22 protein-coding genes are annotated in these 22735 nt (G+C 31.8%); 6 read left to right on the forward strand and 16 right to left on the reverse strand.

The genetic code is table 11. The annotated features are described in order from the left end of the window. The first annotated feature begins 93 nt into the window (after positions 1–93). The 5 genes from J2S15_RS15590 (at position 94) to J2S15_RS15610 (ending at position 4173) form a co-directional block, all read left to right on the forward strand. Positions 94–636: an RNA polymerase sigma factor gene (locus tag J2S15_RS15590; protein WP_307409994.1), complete on the forward strand. Its 543-nt coding sequence runs from the start codon at positions 94–96 to the stop codon at positions 634–636. Beyond that, entirely contained in the window at positions 629–1345 is a 717-nt protein-coding gene (locus J2S15_RS15595; RefSeq protein WP_307409996.1) for a hypothetical protein, read from the forward strand. The genes J2S15_RS15590 and J2S15_RS15595 overlap by 8 nt, the downstream gene beginning before the upstream one ends. Then, positions 1329–2231 carry an ABC transporter ATP-binding protein gene (locus J2S15_RS15600; protein WP_307409998.1) on the forward strand — a complete coding sequence of 301 codons (903 nt, stop codon included), beginning with the start codon at positions 1329–1331 and terminating at the stop codon, positions 2229–2231. The genes J2S15_RS15595 and J2S15_RS15600 overlap by 17 nt, the downstream gene beginning before the upstream one ends. Further along, complete coding sequence (locus tag J2S15_RS15605; RefSeq protein ID WP_307410000.1) at positions 2203–3741, forward strand: ABC transporter permease subunit; 1539 nt, start codon at positions 2203–2205, stop codon at positions 3739–3741. The genes J2S15_RS15600 and J2S15_RS15605 overlap by 29 nt, the downstream gene beginning before the upstream one ends. 132 nt (positions 3742–3873) lie before the next feature. Next, positions 3874–4173, forward strand: coding sequence for a hypothetical protein (locus J2S15_RS15610; protein ID WP_307410002.1), 300 nt, complete (start codon positions 3874–3876; stop codon positions 4171–4173). 53 nt (positions 4174–4226) lie between these two features. Here J2S15_RS15610 and J2S15_RS15615 read toward each other — a convergent pair whose 3' ends face one another. The 14 genes from J2S15_RS15615 to J2S15_RS15680 all read right to left on the reverse strand — a co-directional run bounded on the left by J2S15_RS15615 (position 4227) and on the right by J2S15_RS15680 (position 20686). Next, entirely contained in the window at positions 4227–4385 is a 159-nt protein-coding gene (locus J2S15_RS15615) for a hypothetical protein (protein ID WP_307410004.1), read from the reverse strand. A gap of 53 nt (positions 4386–4438) precedes the next feature. After that, the gene (locus J2S15_RS15620) at positions 4439–6013 is read right to left on the reverse strand and encodes a hypothetical protein (protein WP_307410006.1); all 1575 of its coding nucleotides are present in this window, start codon (positions 6011–6013) and stop codon (positions 4439–4441) included. Positions 6014–6164: 151 nt separating this feature from the next. Then, positions 6165–6998 carry a Cof-type HAD-IIB family hydrolase gene (locus J2S15_RS15625; protein WP_307410007.1) on the reverse strand — a complete coding sequence of 278 codons (834 nt, stop codon included), beginning with the start codon at positions 6996–6998 and terminating at the stop codon, positions 6165–6167. A gap of 117 nt (positions 6999–7115) precedes the next feature. Beyond that, positions 7116–7967, reverse strand: a complete 852-nt coding sequence (locus J2S15_RS15630; protein ID WP_307410009.1) for a MurR/RpiR family transcriptional regulator — start codon at positions 7965–7967, stop codon at positions 7116–7118. A 91-nt stretch (positions 7968–8058) separates the two neighbouring features. Further along, entirely contained in the window at positions 8059–9462 is a 1404-nt protein-coding gene (locus J2S15_RS15635; RefSeq protein WP_307410011.1) for a glycoside hydrolase family 1 protein, read from the reverse strand. A gap of 21 nt (positions 9463–9483) precedes the next feature. Then, positions 9484–10950 carry a glycoside hydrolase family 1 protein gene (locus J2S15_RS15640; RefSeq protein ID WP_307410013.1) on the reverse strand — a complete coding sequence of 489 codons (1467 nt, stop codon included), beginning with the start codon at positions 10948–10950 and terminating at the stop codon, positions 9484–9486. Continuing rightward, positions 10937–12328, reverse strand: coding sequence for a PTS transporter subunit EIIC (locus tag J2S15_RS15645; protein ID WP_307410015.1), 1392 nt, complete (start codon positions 12326–12328; stop codon positions 10937–10939). The genes J2S15_RS15640 and J2S15_RS15645 overlap by 14 nt, the downstream gene beginning before the upstream one ends. Positions 12329–12450: 122 nt before the next feature. Further along, on the reverse strand, positions 12451–13287 hold the full coding sequence (locus J2S15_RS15650) for a PRD domain-containing protein (RefSeq protein WP_307410017.1): 837 nt from the start codon (positions 13285–13287) through the stop codon (positions 12451–12453). 15 nt (positions 13288–13302) lie between these two features. Beyond that, positions 13303–13785: a PTS sugar transporter subunit IIA gene (locus J2S15_RS15655; protein WP_307410019.1), complete on the reverse strand. Its 483-nt coding sequence runs from the start codon at positions 13783–13785 to the stop codon at positions 13303–13305. 198 nt (positions 13786–13983) lie between these two features. After that, on the reverse strand, positions 13984–14547 hold the full coding sequence (locus J2S15_RS15660) for a hypothetical protein (protein WP_307410021.1): 564 nt from the start codon (positions 14545–14547) through the stop codon (positions 13984–13986). 84 nt (positions 14548–14631) lie between these two features. After that, entirely contained in the window at positions 14632–15033 is a 402-nt protein-coding gene (locus J2S15_RS15665; protein ID WP_307410022.1) for a hypothetical protein, read from the reverse strand. Positions 15034–15321: 288 nt separating this feature from the next. After that, positions 15322–17667: an ABC transporter ATP-binding protein/permease gene (locus tag J2S15_RS15670; protein WP_307410024.1), complete on the reverse strand. Its 2346-nt coding sequence runs from the start codon at positions 17665–17667 to the stop codon at positions 15322–15324. 163 nt (positions 17668–17830) lie between these two features. Further along, entirely contained in the window at positions 17831–19204 is a 1374-nt protein-coding gene (locus J2S15_RS15675) for a PTS transporter subunit EIIC (RefSeq protein ID WP_307410026.1), read from the reverse strand. Positions 19205–19222: 18 nt separating this feature from the next. Continuing rightward, positions 19223–20686 carry a glycoside hydrolase family 1 protein gene (locus J2S15_RS15680; RefSeq protein ID WP_307410028.1) on the reverse strand — a complete coding sequence of 488 codons (1464 nt, stop codon included), beginning with the start codon at positions 20684–20686 and terminating at the stop codon, positions 19223–19225. Positions 20687–20824: 138 nt separating this feature from the next. On the opposite strand from J2S15_RS15680, the gene J2S15_RS15685 reads away from it, so the two are divergent. Further along, positions 20825–21823, forward strand: a complete 999-nt coding sequence (locus J2S15_RS15685) for an AraC family transcriptional regulator (RefSeq protein WP_307410030.1) — start codon at positions 20825–20827, stop codon at positions 21821–21823. 11 nt (positions 21824–21834) lie between these two features. On the opposite strand, the gene J2S15_RS15690 is transcribed toward J2S15_RS15685, so the two are convergent. Together J2S15_RS15690 and J2S15_RS15695 are read right to left on the reverse strand one after the other, a co-directional pair. Further along, a complete protein-coding gene (locus J2S15_RS15690) occupies positions 21835–22236 on the reverse strand; it encodes an arsenate reductase ArsC (RefSeq protein WP_307410032.1) in 402 nt (133 codons plus the stop codon). After that, a complete protein-coding gene (locus tag J2S15_RS15695) occupies positions 22233–22727 on the reverse strand; it encodes a GNAT family N-acetyltransferase (RefSeq protein WP_307410034.1) in 495 nt (164 codons plus the stop codon). Before J2S15_RS15695 ends, J2S15_RS15690 begins: the two co-directional genes overlap by 4 nt. Positions 22728–22735 lie beyond the last annotated feature (8 nt).

Genomic DNA, 22735 nt, shown 5'->3' on the forward strand with positions numbered 1-22735 from the left:
ACTTTACTTACAGAAACCACTACACTAAAATTATTGAAAATAGTTAAGACTATTTATAAAGTAATTCAGTTATATAAGTGAGGGAGGAAATTCATGAACGAATTGAAGTATATAAAAAAGATACGTAACGGTGATCAAAACGCATTGAATGAACTGATTGAATTTCTATATCCTCAGTTATATCGCTTTGTATATCGTAAGTTAGCTGGAGATGAGACAACCAGTGATATTGTACAAGATACCTTTGTACGTTTTGTCAGAGTAATTCCAACCTATCAGGTACAAGGAAAAGTAATTCATTATTTATTTAAGATTGCTTCTAATCTCTGTATTGATTACTGGAAACAAAAAGGAAAAGAATATGATTATGAAATTGAAGAAGAATTGTTTGTTGATGTGGGTACCAATGTTCATGTAGAAACATTGGATAAACTGCAACAAGAACAAATTACAACGTATGTAATGGAATTATCGCCACCACAACAAGATGTTATGCTACTAAAATACTTTGAACAACTTACCTTCAAAGAAATAGCAAACATTTACCAGGTCAGCGAATCCACGATTAAATCCAGACATACACAGGCATTAATAAAACTAAGAAGAAAAATGAAAGTAGGTGAAACATATGAATAATGACTATATTCCAATTCCTAAAGATAAACTTGAACAAACTAAAATTATCTGTGGACAAGAACTTTTAGAAGTACGAAGCCATCAGGAATGTAATATCTTTAAGAATATTATTAGTTTTCTTTACGATGAATTAAAACATTATTTAGTGTTTTCATTGATTGGATTAGTATTTGTACTACTAATCCATAAAATGAATATTACTTCCCTTTCACTTACTATGACAGTCGGAATTTACTTCGCAGTTCTCGCACTTATCAGTTGTGTAGAATTTTGTAAGAACTCACTATATCAAATGGATGAACTTCTGGGTGTATCCATGATTCAACTCCATATGATTCTGATATATAAAACAATCAGTGTCATGATTATTGAGTTTATTTCCTTCTTCATCATCAGTTTCTTTTTAGGCGATGATCTTTCAATTAATATTTATAAATTATTCATCTATGTGATGATCCCTATTCTAATCGCAAACGTCAGTGTCTTATGTATCCCTCACGATAAACTGAAGCCAGCAATATGTGCTGGTATCTCAATGGGAATTTACACCGTTACATCAGCAATCTTCCTTTCCTACAAAATTGCAAATGATATTGATACAATTACGTTTATCGCAATTACATCAACGTTAATTATTTTATATGCATATCTTGTGAGAAATGGAATAACAAAAAAGAAGGAGAAGTATACTTATGGAACTGAAAATTGAAAACATCAGCAAAGACTTTAAAAAGAAACGTGCTGTATCCAATGTAAACCTTTCATTAAATGAAGGAGTACATGCTCTTTTAGGTGCCAATGGTAGTGGGAAAACAACACTGTTTCGAATGTTATGTGGATTAACGAAAAGTGAGAGCGGTGGGAATGTTTACTTAGATGAAATTAATATGTATCAACAATACAATTCTTATTTATTTCATTTAGGTTATATGCCACAACACTTTGGTTTTTATCCCCACTATACAGTGGAAGAGTTTCTTAACTATATGGGAGTTGTTAAGGGATTAAAGAAAGATTACATCAAACAAAGAATCAATGAACTATTGATTCAATTAAATTTAGAAAGTAAAAAGAACAGTAAAATGAAAAGTTTATCTGGAGGAATGATTCGCAGAGTTGGAATTGCCCAAGCATTATTAAACAATCCAAAGATTTTGATTTTGGATGAACCAACTGCAGGATTAGATCCAAAAGAAAGAATTAATTTTCGTAATATGATTTCATCATTATCTAAAGATACAATTATATTATTATCTACACATATTGTAAGTGATATCGAAAATCTTGCAGATGATATTTTGGTAATGAAAAATGGAGAAATTATTTACCACAATACCGAAGATAATTTACTGGATACAATGAAAGAAAAGGTATGGGAGATTACCGTTACAAATAGAGAGGCAAGTCAGTTACTACAAGATTATGTTATCGTCAAAACAACATTGAATGGTGATTATGTAACATTACGACTGTTATCAGATAACAAACCTCATGAACACGCTAGCCTTCTAACTCCTTCACTTGATGATTTCTACTTGTATCATTTTGAGGATGAGGGAGAAGAACATGAGACAATTAATCAAACAAGAATTTAAGAAGATTTTTAAGAAGAAATATTTTCTTGTATTGCTAATATTGCTTTTAGTGTTTAGTGGTTATTTGACCTATAGTAACTATAGCAATGTGTATAATGGTGAATATGCAATACAAGATGAACAGGGTGTAGAACTAACCGGGATTGATGCAATACGATATATTGACAGTGAAAGACATAAATATGCTGGTATCATTGATGATGAGTTTGTAAAGAAATTTTCAAATGACTTTGATACCAGAGTTAAGAATATCGTTGATAATGATTTAACTATAGATGAAGAGAAAATGCAAACAACTTATGGAGAAGATTATGAACAGTTAATTGAACGTGCAAAAGAAGGAACTCTTACATCGGAAGATTGGGATATAATTCTCAACTCAAATACTGGATGGTATGAAACAGAAAGAGAAAATGGAACAAGTGTATATCTAAATGTTTTCTACGAAAACCAAGGGAAACTCAGTGCTGCTTCGTCTATTTATGATTATGCGAATGAATACTTTAATACAGTTGATTTCATTCAACCTTGGATAGATAAAAATGAAGATACATATGATCCAGTGGAGTATATTAATAATTCCAAATTTGCTCCATTACTACATAAAGAAGAGTACTTAATAAAGATATGTCCCCAAAATATTGATGAGAATTATGAATACAAAAGTTTTATATATATTTATGAAGAAGATATGGAAAATTCTATCGATTCAAAAATTATTGATTACTATAACCAACGTTTTATGGATGCTAAGCCTTATTATGATAGTACCCTACCCAATCAATACTTAAATGATAATATGACGCATACTCTAGTAATTATATTAGCACTATTACTCATCATCATTGTACTATCTGATATGTTTTCCTATGACTGTCAAACAAAAAGTGATCAAATCATTGCTTGTACTTCTTATGGAACAAAAAAACTCAAGTTAGCGAAACTGATTGTTGGAATCGCCACAGCATTAGGTATCATCATCCTCCAACAGGCACTCATTATTCTAATAAGTAACATTATCCTTCCTGTACGAGATTTCTCATTAGTTGAAACTAGTTATGATACAATATATAGTTTTGTAACAAGTGTTAATGTGTATATAGAGTCCTATGGAAGTGTATTCATTACTGGAATTATAATGCTTTTGCTAGGTGGATTGGTAGTGGGTATGTTCACTATGTTTGTATCTTATATCAGCAAAAATAAATTCATTACTGCTATTATTATAATTTTAATTACTTTTTTCTTGATATTCATCTCAGAGACCGTGCTTTTTGATAATTTGATTAATATTATTTTTCCTTACATACCTCATAATTTTATGAGATTCACAATATTTCATCGCTTTGCTTATAATATAGGTTATCACAATGGTATCGTTCCACATACAGTGTTATTTGGTAATGTTGTGGCTGTAAGAGATCTTGTTATTATTGTATGGCTTGCCTTATGTGCAGGTATGGGATTATTTATAAGTTTTGTTAAGGTTGGTGAAGTGAAAAGTAAATAATCCTATGATTTACCTTATAAGCTGAACTTATAAGGTTTTCATTTTTCACATATACACTAATCATTGTTTTATTTATTCTTTTTCCATATAATATTACTGGAGAGAAAGAAAAAGAAAGGAAGGTTTATATTTATGAACAACAAAAACAATGTGGCCTCTGCATTAAAGATTGGAGCGATTGTCATCTTCTGTATTGGACTAATATACGCATTCACAATAGCTACAGAATATGGGGATTACAATTATTATGGGGAACAGCGAATGAGTTTCACTGTATTCTTTAGCACTCTAATTGGGTTTGCCACTCCTTGTGCGATATTATTTGGAATTGGTGAATTAATTCAAATTAATCATGACAATAGAAATTATCTTGCAAGTATGTCAGGTTCCTCTAGAACAAGAGTTAGAGAAAACGAAATAGAAAATCCATAAATCTATACCAAAACACCATTGTTTCAATTTCTAAACAATGGTGTTTTTTCATATTACTTATCTTTATGTCTTCGATCCCACTGACTGTAACAAATCGCTGCACGTTGCTCCTCTTTAGGAAAACGTTCCTCTTCTTCAGTCGTTAATGTTTCAATGCATCGAGAGATAAACTTTTCTTTTCGCTCATACTTTTTTGGTTTTGGCATTGGCATACTATCAACTCCTTTCCTAGTTATATAGTATCATTCTACCTTTAAATTTCTAATCATTTGATTGAATAATTAGTATTTGTTTTTTTCTCAAAAAGTACTCGCTTATAATTATAATTCACCTCATAAATCTTGGTAGTACTATCATAATCACAAAATGCATATCCTTTGGCAACATAATTACCATCTAAAGTATATGACAAAACATTGGCGATAACACAGTTATTACTGGTATCACTTTTTTCAAACGTTAATTGTACTGCTCCAGATAAATCAATAGACTCCATAATATAACTACTAAAAACAATATTTTCTGTTTGCAAGTTAGCTCTCATAGATGTGTAATAATTGCTTGGATAAAAAATATACTTATTATAGATTACTTGTCTTCCATTAAACTTAAGCGTACACTTTGAATCATTACAGATTTCTTTATTTCCATACTTCAACTCCATATTAGTTAAGTTTGCTGGGCTTTCAATTTCTTTAATAAATGAATCATAATAATCATCTAAGTCATTGTTTTGCACTATTTCCTTCTCTACATATTCATTACTATATACGTATTCATTACTTATCATTTGAGTTCCTTCAAAATTAATTATACGAAACCCTGTAGTAATATGTGTATTATAGTTTGTAGTAACTTGAACAAAATATAGTTTATCAAAGTCATCTAGAATAAAAAATGGACTATGCCTCATATACGCTATACTTTCCTGTGAACCATCAGAAAAGAGAATATTTAAATATTCATTTCCCATAGATCCACCTTCAACAACAAATAGTTCTTCTTTTATGCCATCATTATTAACATCGATTTGTACTTTATCATTCTTATATATCCAAGAGCGAAAGAATGTATCATTTACAACTCCCAGCTTATAATCATTCATTGTTATAACTCTATCCATATAACTTACAATGCTTTCTTCCTCTTGACGCTGTGGATACTTAGAAAACATAAGTTCATCATATACATTTGGAGCTTTTTCTTCTACTACTTTTACCAATAAAGTAGTATCTATAGCATTGTTGTGGGAATCAAATGCGGTTATATCTATTTTATATTCTCCAACTTTACTAAAGTCAACTTCTTCTGTATCAATATAATAGTTTAAGTCACTATCATCCATATCTCTAAAAGTTCTGTTATTCTTTATATCCTTATATATATCAGATTTATCTGATCCTACTGTAACCTCTACCCTTGTAGAAATTAAGTCTTCATTTATACATGGTTCTAGTGAATCTTCAACAACTATCTTGAAAGGTATTTCTTCATCATTATAAAATGCTGTAGCATTATATTCTCCAATTTTTAAATATTTAGATTCATCAGCTTCAGGTAGTATAAGTCCATCTATTTTAATTGATGTATTTTTCAGCACCTCTAAACTTTTACTGTCTACAAAAAGACTAGAATCTAATTCTTTTTCCACAATACCACTGTTGTAGTCATACTCTGCAATCTTCAGTTCTCCATACTCCATTGTTATATAGCCATTATTCTTTATTTCAATACTAGCCTTTTGATTAGTACTGTTATCTTGGACATATATGAAAAAGATACTAATAACTAACGTACATATCAACAGACATAAACCTATTTTCTTTTTATGTTTCCCCATCTAACCATTCCCTCCAAATATACATCTTATTGGTTATTTAACTATCTCTAGTTTATCACAATAAAAAGCAACAATGTATCTTATAAATACAATGCTGCTCTACATCTATCAACTAAAGTTTAGCCAACTGAATGTCACTACCCTTATGATACTAAATTAATTCATCTAATACGTGTGCAATACCATCTTCATTATTTGATAATGTAATTCTATCAGCAATTTTCTTTAAATCATCTACTGCATTTTCCATTGCGACTCCAATGCCTGCGTAGTCTACCATTGAGATGTCATTATGTCCATCACCAAAGGCAATTGTTTCTTCACTGCTAATACCCATAGGTAATAATACTGAATCTAATGCTTTAGCTTTATCAATGCCTTTTGCAGTAAATTCAAAGTAGAAGTCAGCAGTAAACATACAGCTAAGTTTATCTTCAAATGGTGCCATAATATCTTTATAGTTTTCTGATAAATACGTTGGATCTGCAGCAGTTAGAATCTTATTGAGTTTATAGTCTAAGAAATCAGCTAAATCATCTTTCTCACATAACTTATAACTTCCTCCACGAGATTCATATTCAATAATATTAATTGATTGTCCTTTCCAAACAATTTCATTATTAAATACATCATTTACATACATATAGTCATCTTTATCAATCATTGGAATTACATCAAATTTCTTTAAGTGCTCCAAAACTGCCTTTCCAGCTTCTACACTCATTGCTTCATCAAATAGTATCTTATATGTCTGGCAGTCAACCACTCTTGCTCCATTATAAGAGACAAGTAACCCATGGTGTTTTTTCATTTCTAATATTTCTGCATACTTCATCATCCCTGTTGTTGGTCTTCCTGATGCCAGTATTAACTTTACACCCTTTTCTTGTGCTGATATTAATGAGTCCCTTGTTCTTGGGCTAATTCCCTTTTCATTGTTTAATAGGGTTCCATCAATATCTAAAATAATTGCTTTTATTGTCATAACTAACCACTCCTCTCGCTTACGATTATAGCATTTAATCATAATAAAAAAGGCAAATTAAGATATCTTGAAATGAAATTCTCAAATAAAAAAGAATTGAAATAATAATTTGAGAAATTATTTCAATTCTTTATTAATTTTCTTATAATTTTCTAATTTATATTTGATGTTTCTTTCATAGTCTTTATTGAAATAAACAGAATATAATGTGTCAAATATATAAAGTAGTGACAGTCTTGTCGAGAATGAAGATATTTTATTATAATGATCTTCTGCAGAAGCAAAATAGATTTTATGTTTTGCATATTTATTCAAAGGATTGTCTTGTGTAGAAGTAATCAAAACAATATCAACATTGTTTTCGTATAATATCTTTGTTATTGCGCTGATTACTTGACCTCTTCCACCAAACGATACAATGATAGCAATGTGATCCTGATCACTATTTGCTGCTGATAGATTTTGAATATAGTCTTCTTCAGGAACATTGATCATTACCCCAATTTCCTGCATCTGAAACTTGAAATTTTTGGCAAAGAATAAATTAGCAGATGCAGTATATACATCGATCATTTTTGCTTTATGTAGTTCTTTACCTACTTCGACTAATACTTCAGGGTCAACATAACTGATTGTTTCATCAACTGTACTCTTATATATCTTCCCCAAGTTTTGCATCATTTGAAATGGTGTATCACTTTCTAAAATTGGATAATCAAAATCAATATCTGCATTTTCATTGTTCATCTTTAAGGTAGATACAAGTTCAATCTTTAGCTCTCCTAATCCACTTAATCCAAGCTTATTTACTAGTCGATAAATTGTAGCGACTGAAACAAATGATTCAGCAGCTATTTCATTAGGTCTATAGTTAATGATTTTTTCAGGATTTGCCATTATGAAATCAACAAGTGTTTTTTCATTGTTGGTTAAATCTTTTAGCTGTGATATCTTGGTTAAAACATTCATGGATAGACCTCTTTCTTTTATCTATTACTATAATATCAATAATCAATACAAATAAAAAGAAACATTTCAATTTGATGTTTCTTTTTATATATTATTCTAAGTTTTCTCCATTTGATGCGATTACATCTTTATACCAGTAGAAACTTTTCTTTGGAGTCCGTTTCATGCTTCCATTCCCTGCATCATCACGGTCTACATAAATCTGACCATAACGTTTTTTCATCTCGCCTGTTCCCGCTGCGATAATATCAATACAACCCCAAGTTGTATATGCCAATAAAGGTATTCCATCTTCATTGATTGCTGTACGCATTTCTTTGATATGCTTTGATAAGTAATCAATTCGATAATCATCATTGATAATGCCATCTGCTTCAACTGTATCTACAGCACCTAATCCATTTTCCACAATCATCATTGGTAACTGGTATCTGTCATATAGCATGTTTAATGCATAACGTAAGCCCATTGGATCAATTGTCAGATCCCAATCGGTTTTCTTCAGATATGGGTTCTCAGCCCCGTCAATGGAGCTTCCAACCAGATTCATCTTCACTTCAATTCCTGCAGAAGAACACATTGTCATATAGTAAGAGAAAGCAATATAATCTACTTTTCCTGCCAATAATATTTCTTCATCGTGTTCTTCCATCTTAATATTAATATTATTCTTTTTCCAGAATGCCTTGGCTTTATTATCGTAGTAACCTCTGCACATTACATTTGGAAAATATAAGTAACGATCCATATCTTTCTCACATGCCATTACATCTTCTGGTTTACATGTATGAGGATAAGAGAAGATTCCTCCATACATCATTCCCACCTGAAGATCTGGATAATGATCGTGTGCATACTTTACTGCCTTAGCACTTGCCACAAACTGATGATGAGATGCCTGATATACTTCTTGCAAACTTGCTTCACGCATCGCCAGTGAAAATAATGGATTTAATATGGCGCTATTAATTTCATTGAAGGTCATCCAGTACTTTACCTTTTTATGATAACGATCCAAAATTACTTTTGTATACTTTTCAAAGTAATCTACAACTTTACGATTACTCCAGCCATTATAGTTATCCATCAGATAAAGTGGTGTTTCATAATGATTCATTGTTACAATCGGTTCAATTCCATATTTTAATAACTCATCAAATACATCATCATAGAACTGTAGTCCTGCTTCATTTGGTTCACTCTCTTCCCCTGTTGGAAAGATTCTAGCCCATGCAATCGACATTCGATAACACTTATAACCCATCTGTGCAAATAACTTAATATCTTCTTTATAGTGATGATAGAAATCAACTGCTTCATGATTTGGATAATATACATCATCCTTGATTTCATTCATATAAATTCTAGGTTTGTCAATTGCACCTACAGTTGCAATATCAGCAGTGCTTGGTCCTTTACCATCAACATTCCATGCACCTTCGCATTGGTTCGCTGCAGTTGCACCACCCCACAAGAAACCTTCAGGAAATCTCATCTTATTACCTCGCTTTCAAAATTAATCTAAATCTTCTCCATTACTTGCTATTACCTTCTTATACCAGTAGAAAGAATCTTTTTTATATCGATCAAATGATCCATTCCCCTGATTATCCAAGTCCACATAGATAAATCCATAACGTTTATCCATTTCACCAGTTGAACCTGAAATTAAGTCAATACAACCCCAAGGAGTATATGCAATTAAGTTAACTCCATCTCTGATTGCTTCTTTCATTTGTATTACATGATCTCTTATATACTTAATTCGATAATCATCATGAACACTTCCATCAGCTTCCAGTTTATCAGTTGCACCCAGTCCGTTTTCAACAACCATGATTGGTATCTGATAACGATCCCAAATATGGTTTAAAGTCCAACGTAATCCTTTTGGATCGGATTGCCAACCCCATTCACTTGTTTCTAAATAAGGATTTACATTTCCTTCTACAATCATATTTCCAGATGCTTCTCCTAATCCTTCTTGCGTACTCATAGTTGCAGAGAAATAATAACTGATACTGATGAAATCAACCGTTCCTTTTTTTAATATCTCAAAGTCTTCTTCTTCCATTTTGATATCGTATCCTTTTTCTTCAAAGAAACGATAGGCAAATCCTGGATAACTTCCACGAATCTGAACATCTCCAGCAATCAGATTCACTTCACGATCTTTCTTCTGTGCAAGTAGTACATCATCTGGATTACAGTTATATGGATAATACGTTAGATATGCTTCCATACTACCAATCTTAAAGTCTGGATTAATTTCATGTCCCAATGTTACTGCTTTCGCACTTGCAACCAACATATAATGTAGTGCCTGATATAACGTTTCCGGATCTACTTTCATATCCATAACTTCATCTTCATCACCATTTAGAATTCCAGCTCCAATATATCCAGATGTCGCTAGTGCAACCGTATTGATTTCATTTAAGGTTAACCAATACTTTACTTTATTCTTATAACGTCTAAATATCGTTTCTGTAAACTTCATATAATAATCAATCATTTCACGAGATTTCCAACAACTGAATTTTTCAACTAAATGATATGGATACTCATAATGGGAAATGGTTACAATTGGTTCGATTCCATATTTCTGTAATTCATCAAATACATCATCATAGAATTTCAAACCTTCTTCATTTGGTTCACTCTCTTCACCTGTTGGATAAATACGTGTCCATGCAATTGACATACGAAATGATTTAAATCCCATTTCTGCAAACAATGCAATATCTTCTTTATAACGGTGATAGAAATCAATTCCATTATGGGAAGGATAATAAACACCTTCTTTTATTTCTTTCGCTAATCGTTTTGGTATTGTTCTTGAACCAGCCAGACACATATCTGTTGTACTGATTCCTTTTCCACCTTCATTCCATCCACCTTCAAATTGGTTGGCAGCAGTTGCACCACCCCATAAGAAGTCTTTTGGAAAACCTTTTGTTAACATATCTCTATTCATTTTCATTGATTCCCATTACGAATGTTAAGATAAATGTAATTACCATACCAACGATTGCTGAAAGAATAAAGAAGATTAAGTTGTTACCTGGACCAGTGAAGGTAATAATAGCAAATACTCCTCCAGATCCTGGGAATGCATAACATGCAACTTTTAATAATCCTAATAACAATCCACCAACAGCATTTCCAATCATCGCTGCATATAATGGTTTTTTATATTTCAATGTCACCCCAAACATTGCGGGTTCAGTAACTCCAGCTACAAATGCTGTAACTGCACAAGATAATGCAGTTGCTTTGTTGTCTGGATTTTTTGCTTTTAATGAAACTGCAAGTGAAGCAGTTGCTTGGTTTAAGTTTGATACGATCATTGCTGGCAAGAAGAATGCATCATATCCTAATTGAGCAAATGCAGTTGTCCAATATGGTGTCATCATTGTATGCATACCAGTCATAACCAATAATGGTAATAATGCACATAGTACGGATACTCCAACAAATCCTATCGTGTCATAAATAAATGTAATTCCATCTGATATAAATGTTCCAATATAGAATCCAGCTGGTGCAACTACTACTAATGCAACTGGTAACATCACTAATAATGTCAACGTAGGAACGATTAATGAACGAAAATTATCTGGTGTATATTTCGCAATAAACTTTTCTACTTTCGACATTACCCAAACAACCATAATAATTGGAATAACTGAACTAGAGTAGTTTGCCATATATACTGGTAAACCAAACAATGTCATTTCTACACCTTCCGCTACAGCTCCAATAAATGATGGATAAATTAATAATGCTCCTAATAGCATCCCTAAACCTTGGTTAGCTCCAAATTTCTTTGCTGCTGTCTGCCCAATAAATACTGGGAAGAAGTAAATGAATGCATCTCCTAACCAATATAAAATCTGATAGGTTGTACTTGTTTCTGGTAGGATTCCTGCCATGTTTGCAATCATGTAAACAATCTTGATCATCCCTCCACCAATCATCATTGGAATTAATGGAGTAATACATCCTGAAACTCCATCCATAATTCCTGTCGCGATATTCTTTGGTGTTAATTTCTTTTTCTCACCTGGTCCATCAAGATTTTCATCAATTGCTGCCTGTTCCTTTAAGCCAGCCAATTCACAAATCATCTTATATGCATCTGATACTGCAGGGCCAATGATAACCTGTAACTCTTCATTTGACCACTGTGACCCTAATACTCCTGATAGCTTTTCAATCTTGCTTACATCGGCAGCACCTCTATCTTTTAAATTAAAACGAAGTCTTGTTGTACAGTGCTCAAAATAAGCAATATTATCTTTTCCACCTACATACTCTAAAATCTTTTCAGATAATTCTTGTAATTTTTCCTTTTTCATATAATTCTCCTCGTACTTGTCTAGTATATATATGCAAACAATAAAGGCGCCTTTTTATTGTATTTGCCAAAAATAAAACCTCATACAATACACCTATCCCGTGCCTTGTATGAGGTAATGCCCTACTGGTAACAATCCTCTCTTGAACATAACCGATTCACATGAAGCATCAAATATAATAACTCTTCATCATTCGGTTCCCATCCAATTTCGATTTTTAAATATTCTTTAATTTCCTTTACACATAAATAGGTATCTGGAAATTCATCTTTAATTGATTCAAATAGTTTGGTATTTTCACTACTGATTGCAGTATTAGAATCTTGTCTTTTTAATAAATACTGCAAGTGGGTCACAAACCTTGAATAATTAAAACTATTGCGATTAATCTTCTGATTTCTTTGCTTCTCTATAATCTCTGTTACTTCATCATTAATCTTTTCACGATCATATCCAACATTGGAAGAAATGTATCGTTCTTCTGCATTAATGAAATGAATTGCAATACTGATTGCTTCACTTTGAGGCAAGTGTATCTTTAATTCTCTTTCAATAAACTTTAGAGATATTGTTCCAATCTCTACCTCGGTAGGATATAAATGCTGAACATCATAATGTAATGGATTATTTGCAATAATTCCTTTTTTATATCGTTCAATTGAAAAATTAATATGATCTGCAAGTGTAAATACTAAATTTGGATTTAACTCGCTTTTAATTCTTCTTTTCGCAAAATCAATAATATCCGAACTGACTTCAAATATCTTCTCATCAATCTCATTTAATAATCCCAGATACTTCTTATCTATTCCATAATAGGTTCTCTTAATAATACTCAGGTCTTTCAAATCGTAAGGTATGGGAGTATATCCAATCCCACTTCCAAAGGCTATTAATTCATGTCCTTGACTATCCAGACAAATAGCTACATTGTTATTTATCTTTTTTATAACTTTCATGTATATAACCCCTTTTTACTTTTCTACTTCGATAACAATATTTTCACCTTTCCTCACACTATCATTCCCAATTACAGTAATTCCTTTATCATCAGCATCCGTTATAATCATTGGTGTTGTAAGATCAATTCCCTTACTGTTCATAAACTCTAAATCAACTTTCACAAGTGAATCACCTTTCGATATTCTATCACCAACTTTAACCAATACCTCAAACCCCTCTCCTTTGAGTTTAACGGTATCTAAGCCAATATGCAAGAGCAGTTCAATACCACATAGCGCTTTCATTCCTACAGCATGCTTTGAATCAGGAACCATCACAATTTCCCCATCACATGGTGCGATAACTACGCCATCAATGTTTTGAAACGCAACACCTTCACCCATCATCTTCGAAGCAAATACTTTATCATTTACTTCTTCTAAAGCAATTTGCTTACCATTAACTGGCGAATATATATTGTAGTCAATATCTTTCTTTCTAAATAACTTAAACATCTTTTTTCTCCTAAACGTAAAAAAAACTCCAAAAGCACCCCAAATAGAAATCCCATTCAGTATAGTAATGCCTCAAAGAGTAACAATCTAATATTTGTTTGTACTTACATCTTAGGTTAACTTTTTAATTTTGTCAACAGAGTTCTTGAAATTTCATCAAAAAATCATGAGAAACCGTGATAATTCTATCATAATTGATTAAGAAAAACTGCGATTATATCCAAAGCATTCCCTGTATAAAAGCCTTCCTATATAGTTGTGAAATCGATATTCTTTATCACGGTAGAATTCATTCCAATAGCTAATCATTCTATTATATCCTCTATTTACAATTGCCTTATTATTTAGACAAAATTCAATAATATCGCTATTGTCCCTTCCTTTTAAGTAATCATAAGTAGTATACAAAATTTCTATAACATACTCATCACAAAGCTTTACAATGAAAGGAATTGCCCAGTAAGGAAAATCAATTTCCAATAGTTTCTTTAAATATTTTTCTCTAATAAAACCCTCGCAGCTTCTTGTATAAATACAACATAAGATAATCTTTTGTGTTTCAGTTAGTTGGTGATATATAGTATCATCTACATCTATAAAATACATTCGATATGGTATTCTAACCGTTTCATCTTTTAAATTATATTCAATCATATCTCCATAAAATGCAGAAGAAACGTTATTAAAGGTTTTAGAAGGAATTAATTCTGAAACTATTTTCAAGTCTGAATTTAATTTAACAGGGAATGAATTGTAAAACATTAAAAACCTCCTTATCTTTTATTATCATTTATTTTCTCTATATCTAGTTGTATCAGTTATTACATTAATTATATGAATTTAAATTTAGAGAAATATAACTATACATTTTCCATTTCTAGTTTTTTCAAAATCATATCTAATACTTTTATTATAGATATCACTATTGTAATACCATACGGTATTTGGATAATCATATGGAAACGGATCCTTGCGTATAGCAGTCCCCTTAATTTTTTTTACTTCATTTTTTGTTAATCCTATTTTGACTCCATCAACTTCATGGCTGAATGGAGCTTCAAAGCGAATAGTATCTAATAAAAGTGGAGTTCCTTTAAAAAATAGTTGCACTCCTTCTACGTATTTTATAAATTCATAACTATATCCACTCTTTTCATAATGTTCAAGTTCTATTGATTCATTTAATCGATTTTCAACCTCTGCAATTGTCATACCAATTTTTAGTTGCAAGAATAATTCTTCTTTCATTTTTCAGTTACCTTTCAATTAATTCATTTCATTCAATATAACCAATAATTTCTTACTGATGTTATACCATTTTGATTAGCTATCATACAAATTTTAACCCATTAAACTAATGATTTTTTTCCAATAAGTTTAAATATTATGCAACTATTATTTAATATACACTTTCTAACTCATTCTATTTCATTTCCATAAGAAAGTAAAGACACCTAGAATACTTAATTAGTCGTTATTTTAATATATTTAAACATAAAAGAAGACAAATTTATATTTGTCTTCTCATACCTTTATCTATTCACTTCTTAACGCCTCTACTGGATCTTTTTTCGCCGCCATCTTAGCCGGAATAAATCCACCAATCATTGTAAGAATAACACTTAATGCTACTAGTCCAATTGCAACAACTGGATCTAGCTGAGCAATATTAGCCAAATCAGTCATTCCTTCAAGAACTGAGTTTACTGGGAATGTCAGTAAATATGCAATCAAAATTCCTAACAATCCTGAACATGTTCCTATGATAAATGTTTCTGCATTGAACACACGTGTAATATCTTTCTTACGTGCTCCAAGTGAACGCAGTACACCAATTTCTCGTGTTCTTTCCAGTACGGAAATATAAATGATGATTCCAATCATAATCATTGATACAACCAGCGAGATTGCCGCAAAGGCTACTAATACAATGGTAATTGCACTCATGATACTACCTGATAGAGTTGTAATCATTTCTGCCATATCAGTATATTGAATTTGATCTGTATCCGCTAATCCATCATTCCAATCATCCAAGTATTCCGTTATTTTCTCTTTTGAATCAAAATCAACAGGATAAATAGATATTGAAGTTGGAACTGATGAAGCACCCAATTGTGCTAACACATCATCTTTGGTTTGTGTGCTTCCTAGTGAACTAGTATTTCTACCACCCATTGTGCTTCCAGAACTATCATTTGAAGAAAATACAGAACCATTCAATACATTATAGTCTGCTGCCTCTTGTGCAAGCACAACTTCTGATTGTTTTGCATTTTCAATAAATTTCTTAGCTAAATCATCAGAATAAGCGATTCCTGTTGATAAGCCAGAAACATTTGTATCTTCTTTGATTCTAATAATTCCTGTTACAGTTAAGGTTTCTGCATTTTCAGAATTATATAAATCAGATAAATCAGTAGGTGTACCATTTACAACATAATAATCTCCAGATTTTGTATAGTAATCATCATTGTATAATAACTTGTATTCTGTTCCTACGATATCATCAAACTTAATTTCTTCATCATCTGAAGTAAGTCCTAATTCGTTTAATATAGATACATCAACCTGATTGTATTCATCTACAATTAATACAATATCATTTGTATCTTTTGGTAGTGAACCAGCAAGTACATCATAATTTTCTTCTAGAAAATCACTATCAGTACTTTCACTTTTACTTGGATAAGTTGAGAAACCTGCAGTTGATTGATTTACTGAGGTTGCCTTTCCATCTTCCATTTTTAAAATATTCATATTTACACTACGAGTATAAGAAATTCCATCAATTAAAGATGAATCCATATCTTCCACATAATCTACATACTCTTCAGTAATCGTATTTGTATGAGTTACATTATTTTCAGACGAGTCATATGAATACACTACTTCATCTTTAGGATACTCAACTGCTTCTTCCTCATCATTACCCATCGCTGACATATCAATATTCATTGCTGTCTGAGTAATTTGAATTGGATAGTTTGATAAGGTCCCTTTTTCATATTCACTGATTTGAATATCAAATCCATTGGATAATGCAAGAACTAATGCTACACCAATAATTCCAATACTGGAAGCGAACGAAGTTAATGCTGTTCGCCATTTCTTGGCCAGAATATTCTTTCCTGATAACTTTAACGCAGTAAAGAAACTCATACTTGTTTTCTTTGGGTTGTAGTTATCTACTTCATCTTTTTCACTGTAAGGATCACTGTCACTTACTACTGAACCATCTGACAATTCCACAATACGATCTGCGTAACTTTTTGCCAAGTCTGGATTATGAGTAACCATAACTACTAACTTATCTTTCGCTATTTCGCTAATTAAATCCATGATTTGAACACTTGTTTCGCTATCAAGTGCTCCAGTTGGTTCATCCGCTAATATAATATCCGGATTATTTACCAATGCTCTTGCAATGGCGACTCTTTGCATCTGTCCACCAGATAATTGATTTGGTTTCTTTTTCGCATGTTCTTTAAGTCCTACACGCTCTAATACTTCAAGTGCTCTTTCTTTTTTCTCAGACATTGAAATTCCAGATAAGGTCATACTCATTTCAATATTATCTAGAATATTTAAGTGAGGTATCAGATTATAACTCTGGAATACAAATCCCACACTGTTATTTCGATAGGCATCCCAATCAGAATCTTTAAAGTTTTTTGTGGATCTGCCATTGATAATCAAATCACCACTATCGTATTGATCCAATCCTCCAAGTATATTTAATAATGTTGTTTTACCACTACCACTTTGTCCCAGTATTGCAACAAACTCATTTGCGCGAAAACTTAAATCTATTTCGTTTAATGCAACTTGAGTAAAATCTCCAGTTGTATATGTTTTCTTAATCTTTTTTAACTGAATCATGATAACTACCTCTCTTTATAATCAACAGTATAAAAGATGTTTTTAAACTAAACATTAAACGAATATGAACTCAGTATGAACTTTACAAATTAGATGTTACATGTAAAATGACACCCTACATTTACATAAGATGTCATTTTTTATACTAATTAAACTATATATATTAGTTTTCAATTCTTTCTTTTTTCACTTCTGAATTTGAACTAAATATAAATGTTAGAACAGCTGCAATTACAAAGGTAGCTCCAATACATAAAATCATTAATAACAGATTTGTCATTGTTCCGTCTGGATTTGAATAGATTGGTAATGAAGTTATTCCTGGCATAACAAATGCGAAACATTTAACGGTTAGCATGGTTGTTAGTGCTCCTCCTACTCCTGTCGCAATCATTGCACAGATAAGTGGAGTTCTTCTTACTACATTCACAGTAAACAGTGCTGGCTCAGAGATTCCTAGAAATGCAGAGAAACTGGTTGAAAAGGCTGCTGCTCTCATTTCTTTATCTTTTATTCTTAAAGCAGCTCCAAATGCAGCACCTGATTCTGCCATATTGTGACAGAAAGAAATCGGTAGTAAATAGTCATATCCCAGAGATGCAATGTTTTGAATCTGAATTGGTGATGTTGACTGATGCATTCCTGCAAGGACAATTAATGGCATAAAGAATCCTAACAGGAATCCTGCTATCGGTCCTAGAGTATCAAACATCCAAACAATGCCATCTGCTAAGTAAATACCACCATATGCTCCTAGTGGCGCTAAGAATAGTAATGCTAATGGAATAGTAATTACTAATGATACCGTTGGTACTACGACCATTTTTAAAACTTCTGGAATAAAGCGATCAATGAATCGATACACAATTGCTAATAATCCAACTCCTAAAATAACTGGGAAAACTGAACTTGCATATTTGAATACAGGTATTGTAATTCCTAAGAAACTAAATGGACTAGTATCACCACCAATTGCATCTACAAAGGTTGGATACAACAATGCTCCAGCCACACACAATGCCAGATAATCATTTACCTTAAATTTTCTTGCTGATGATAATGCTAATAGGAATGGTAAAAAGTAAAATGGAATATCTGAAATAATATCTAATATGACATAAGTTTCTGCTCCATCAGCAAAGAATCCTAATCCTTGGGCTAAAGCTAATAACCCTTTTAACATCCCACCTGCAACTAATGCAGGTAATATTGGTGAGAAGATACCAGATAATACATCTAGGATCATATCTACACTAAACTTCTTCTTTACAGTTTCAACATTTTCATCCTTAATATCTAATAATGGTTTTACTTCTTCAAATACACTGCCTACATTAGGTCCAATAATCACCTGATATTGTCCATTTTTTATTTGAACACCAATGACTCCATCTAATTTTTCAATCGCTTCAATGTCAGCTTTGCTGTCATCTTTTAAATTGAATCTTAAACGAGTTACACAGTGAAGTGCATTTGTTATGTTACCCTTACTTCCAAGCAATTCAATAATACGTTTTGCTAAATCCTTATTATTCATTTTCTTGCCTCCTATAGTTTATAGTTCCTTCCCATTTGTTTCAATTATATGCTTATACCAATAGAAACTATCCTTTTTATAGCGGTTTCCACTTCCTAACCCACCATTATCTAAGTCTACATAAATAACTCCATATCGTTTATCCATTGTTAACGGACCACAAGATACAATATCAATAATTCCCCACATCGTGTATCCCAACACTTCAACACCGTCAATAATTGCCTCTTTCATTTGTTCAATATGAGATTTTAAATAATCAATTCGATAATCATCATGAATACTTCCATCTACTTCAAGAACATCACTAGTACCCAATCCATTTTCTGCAATAAACAATGGTAATTCATAACGATCATACATCTGGTTTAATGTAATTCTTAAACCAATTGGATCCATTTGCCATCCCCATTCACTTGTTTCAAGATATGGATTCTTATTTGCCATAATTAGATTTCCAGCTGTCTTTTCCCAACCTTGATCACTTGTAGCAACTTGTGAGAAATAATAAGAGAATGACAAGTAATCTACTGTTCCTTCACGTAAAATTCTTTCATCATCTTCTTCCATTTGAATCTTTATATTAAATCGATCAAAATAACGTTCCATATACTTAGGATATTTACCTCTTGCCATTATATCGGTATAAAACCAATTTGCATACTGGTCATCATGAATTGCCTGTAATGCATCTTCTGGTTTACAAGTTGCAGGATAAGTAGTGAATCTGGCAATCATTCCACCAATTTGTGAGTCTGGCATCATTTCATGTCCCATCTTTACAATTCTAGCATGTGCTAAGAATTGATGATGCAAACATTGGAAAATAGCTTGATTCATATTTTCTTCTTCACCTGGAATTAAACATACTCCATCCCATGGGGCAAATCTACCAGCATTAAATTCGTTAATTGGTAACCAATAGTCTACTAAATCACCTAGATTTTCAAATAACACTTTTACATAGTCCACAAACAGATCAATGGTTTTTCGATTCTTCCATCCACCATACTTTGTTACTAGATTAACGGGGATATCATAATGAAGAATTGTAGCAAATACCTTCATACCTTTTTTCTGACATTCTGCAAACATATCACGATAATACTGTAACCCTTTCTCATTTGGTTTCACATCATCCCCATTTGGAAAAATACGTGACCAGCAGATTGACGTTCTAAACACGTTCATTCCCATCTCTGAGAACAGTGCAATGTCTTCTTTGTACTTGTTATAGAAATCAATTCCTCTTCGGTTTGGATAGAACTCTACTCCCATATCTTTTAATGCAGTATCAAATTCTGCTTTTGAGAATGGACTATTATGATGTTTTTCTTCTACCTCATCTCGATTCCAGGCAGGGTTTAAATATCTTAAGTCCTGTGTTGATACTCCTTTACCATCTTGAAGAAACCCTCCATCTGCTTGTGAACAAGAGATTGCTCCTCCCCATAAAAAATCTTTTGGAAAACCTGTATTCATATAATTCACTCCTCTACTTTCTACGAGTACTCATTTGCATTAGCTAGCTTACAATGATATTATCTCAGTATAACTAATATGTGAAAATAACATATTTTCATTGATTTTATATCATATTTACATTTTTTGGGGGTTTCTATGGATTTACATGAATTAAACTACTTCTTACATCATGTTACTAAAAGTGAACAATGGCATCTTGAACATCCAGGTGAACTAAGTCCTTTTTATAAAAAAATGACTCCAGCTATTCACAATGGAGAAATTTGTTATATGTTTGATTTTGTTAATACCTTAAAAGATGAAGAATTCGCAGTTGTTAAGGAAACAAGATTTACTACAATTCCTATGCATTATCATAAAGATATGGAAATGAATTATGTATATGAAGGCTCTTGCACTTTTCTTATCAACACCCAGGAAATAACCTTACATAAGGGGGATGTTTGTATTCTTGATTCTAATACGCATCATTGTGCTACAAGTGAAAAAGGGGAAAATGATATTGTTATTAACTTTGTTTTTCGAAAATCTTACTTCAACGATGGATTTCTAAATCGATTATCAGATAAAGGCTTAATTACAAATTTTCTATTAAGTACATTATCTAACTCTCAGGAACATAATAAGTATTTAATCTTTAAGACTGCAGAAAATTTTCGTTTTCATAATATTGTTCAATCACTATTATGTGAATACTACGCCCCTAGCATTTGTTACAATGAACTTAATAAAACTTATATGGCATTAGTATTTCTTGAACTTATTAATTCAATATATGATAATACCAATTCTGAATATATTGATTCAAAGAGTGATCAATTAATAATTTCCATATTAAAATATATTGAAGATAATTATAAAACTTGTACATTATCATCATTAGCTGATAATTTTAATTTTAATCAAAATTACCTCAGCAATCTAATTAAGAAAAAAACTGGTTCTACTTTTCAAGAACTGAAATTAACTCAACAATTAACCAATGCATCATTTCTACTTACAAATACAAATAAAACAATTAATGAAATCATTGATGAAGTAGGCTGTTCTAACCCTTCTTACTTCTATAAGAAATTTACTTCATTGTTTCATCAGTCACCAAAATCTTATCGTATAAACTCAAAGAAGCCCTAGATGGGCTTCTTTTATAGTTTACCTTGTTGTATTCGTTCTCTTAAATCAAAAGCTTTCTTCTCGATTAATCTAGCTGTCTTTTCAAATTCAAGCATTCCTTTTCCACTAGGATCATCCAATCCCCAATCTTCACGATATTCACTAGGAATCATTGGACAATCAACATTACAACCCATTGTAATGACAATATCTACTTTAGGAATATCTGCAATTAATTTAGAATATTGAGTTTCTTTCATATCAATGGAATATAGTTGTTTCATTATCTTTACAGCATCCTTATTAATTTCATCTTTGATTTCAGTTCCTGCACTATAGGCTTCAAATATATCTGCACAGTAATATTTTGCTAGTGCTTCTGCCATTTGTGAGCGACAAGAATTGTGTACACAAATAAATGCTACTTTTTTCATTCTATCACCTTGCTTCGTCGTTCCATTAGAATTGTATTTCGCCAATTACCAAATCGATCTTTTCCAATTCGTTCACGATACCCAACTTCTCGAAATCCTACTTTTTTATGTAGTTGGACGCTGGCAACATTATCTTCCATAATTCCTACCTGAAGCGTCCATATTCCTGCTTTTTCTGATGCTTCAATCATTATATTATATAGTTTAGATGCAATTCCATTACCAGCAAAATCATTGTGGACATAAACACTTACTTCGCATACTCCACTGTATACACATCTTGAAGAGATTGGGCTTAATTCAATCCATCCTACTACTTGCTGATTGATACATGCAACATAGCGTAACTCCTCTAAATGAGATTTATTCCAATCTTCATATGTTGGAATATCACTTTGAAAAGTTGCCATATTCGTATCTACTCCTTGTTTATAGATTTCAGCAACTGCATCCCAGTCTTCAACTGTCATCTTACGTACAACTATATCCATCTTATCTC

Origin of the sequence: Breznakia pachnodae (assembly GCF_030814225.1) — a bacterium.
Taxonomy (GTDB): Bacteria; Bacillota_I; Bacilli_A; order Erysipelotrichales; family Erysipelotrichaceae; genus Breznakia; species Breznakia pachnodae.

What these genes read in the sequence shown, in the direction of transcription:
- J2S15_RS15590 (WP_307409994.1), top strand. Translation starts at nt 94, where the DNA reads ATGAACGAATTGAAGTATATAAAAAAGATACGTAACGGTGATCAAAAC.
- J2S15_RS15595 (WP_307409996.1), top strand. Translation starts at nt 629, where the DNA reads ATGAATAATGACTATATTCCAATTCCTAAAGATAAACTTGAACAAACT.
- J2S15_RS15600 (WP_307409998.1), top strand. Translation starts at nt 1,329, where the DNA reads ATGGAACTGAAAATTGAAAACATCAGCAAAGACTTTAAAAAGAAACGT.
- J2S15_RS15605 (WP_307410000.1), top strand. Translation starts at nt 2,203, where the DNA reads ATGAGACAATTAATCAAACAAGAATTTAAGAAGATTTTTAAGAAGAAA.
- J2S15_RS15610 (WP_307410002.1), top strand. Translation starts at nt 3,874, where the DNA reads ATGAACAACAAAAACAATGTGGCCTCTGCATTAAAGATTGGAGCGATT.
- J2S15_RS15615 (WP_307410004.1), bottom strand. Translation starts at nt 4,385, where the DNA reads ATGCCAATGCCAAAACCAAAAAAGTATGAGCGAAAAGAAAAGTTTATC.
- J2S15_RS15620 (WP_307410006.1), bottom strand. Translation starts at nt 6,013, where the DNA reads ATGGGGAAACATAAAAAGAAAATAGGTTTATGTCTGTTGATATGTACG.
- J2S15_RS15625 (WP_307410007.1), bottom strand. Translation starts at nt 6,998, where the DNA reads ATGACAATAAAAGCAATTATTTTAGATATTGATGGAACCCTATTAAAC.
- J2S15_RS15630 (WP_307410009.1), bottom strand. Translation starts at nt 7,967, where the DNA reads ATGAATGTTTTAACCAAGATATCACAGCTAAAAGATTTAACCAACAAT.
- J2S15_RS15635 (WP_307410011.1), bottom strand. Translation starts at nt 9,462, where the DNA reads ATGAGATTTCCTGAAGGTTTCTTGTGGGGTGGTGCAACTGCAGCGAAC.
- J2S15_RS15640 (WP_307410013.1), bottom strand. Translation starts at nt 10,950, where the DNA reads ATGAAAATGAATAGAGATATGTTAACAAAAGGTTTTCCAAAAGACTTC.
- J2S15_RS15645 (WP_307410015.1), bottom strand. Translation starts at nt 12,328, where the DNA reads ATGAAAAAGGAAAAATTACAAGAATTATCTGAAAAGATTTTAGAGTAT.
- J2S15_RS15650 (WP_307410017.1), bottom strand. Translation starts at nt 13,287, where the DNA reads ATGAAAGTTATAAAAAAGATAAATAACAATGTAGCTATTTGTCTGGAT.
- J2S15_RS15655 (WP_307410019.1), bottom strand. Translation starts at nt 13,785, where the DNA reads ATGTTTAAGTTATTTAGAAAGAAAGATATTGACTACAATATATATTCG.
- J2S15_RS15660 (WP_307410021.1), bottom strand. Translation starts at nt 14,547, where the DNA reads ATGTTTTACAATTCATTCCCTGTTAAATTAAATTCAGACTTGAAAATA.
- J2S15_RS15665 (WP_307410022.1), bottom strand. Translation starts at nt 15,033, where the DNA reads ATGAAAGAAGAATTATTCTTGCAACTAAAAATTGGTATGACAATTGCA.
- J2S15_RS15670 (WP_307410024.1), bottom strand. Translation starts at nt 17,667, where the DNA reads ATGATTCAGTTAAAAAAGATTAAGAAAACATATACAACTGGAGATTTT.
- J2S15_RS15675 (WP_307410026.1), bottom strand. Translation starts at nt 19,204, where the DNA reads ATGAATAATAAGGATTTAGCAAAACGTATTATTGAATTGCTTGGAAGT.
- J2S15_RS15680 (WP_307410028.1), bottom strand. Translation starts at nt 20,686, where the DNA reads ATGAATACAGGTTTTCCAAAAGATTTTTTATGGGGAGGAGCAATCTCT.
- J2S15_RS15685 (WP_307410030.1), top strand. Translation starts at nt 20,825, where the DNA reads ATGGATTTACATGAATTAAACTACTTCTTACATCATGTTACTAAAAGT.
- J2S15_RS15690 (WP_307410032.1), bottom strand. Translation starts at nt 22,236, where the DNA reads ATGAAAAAAGTAGCATTTATTTGTGTACACAATTCTTGTCGCTCACAA.
- J2S15_RS15695 (WP_307410034.1), bottom strand. Translation starts at nt 22,727, where the DNA reads ATGGATATAGTTGTACGTAAGATGACAGTTGAAGACTGGGATGCAGTT.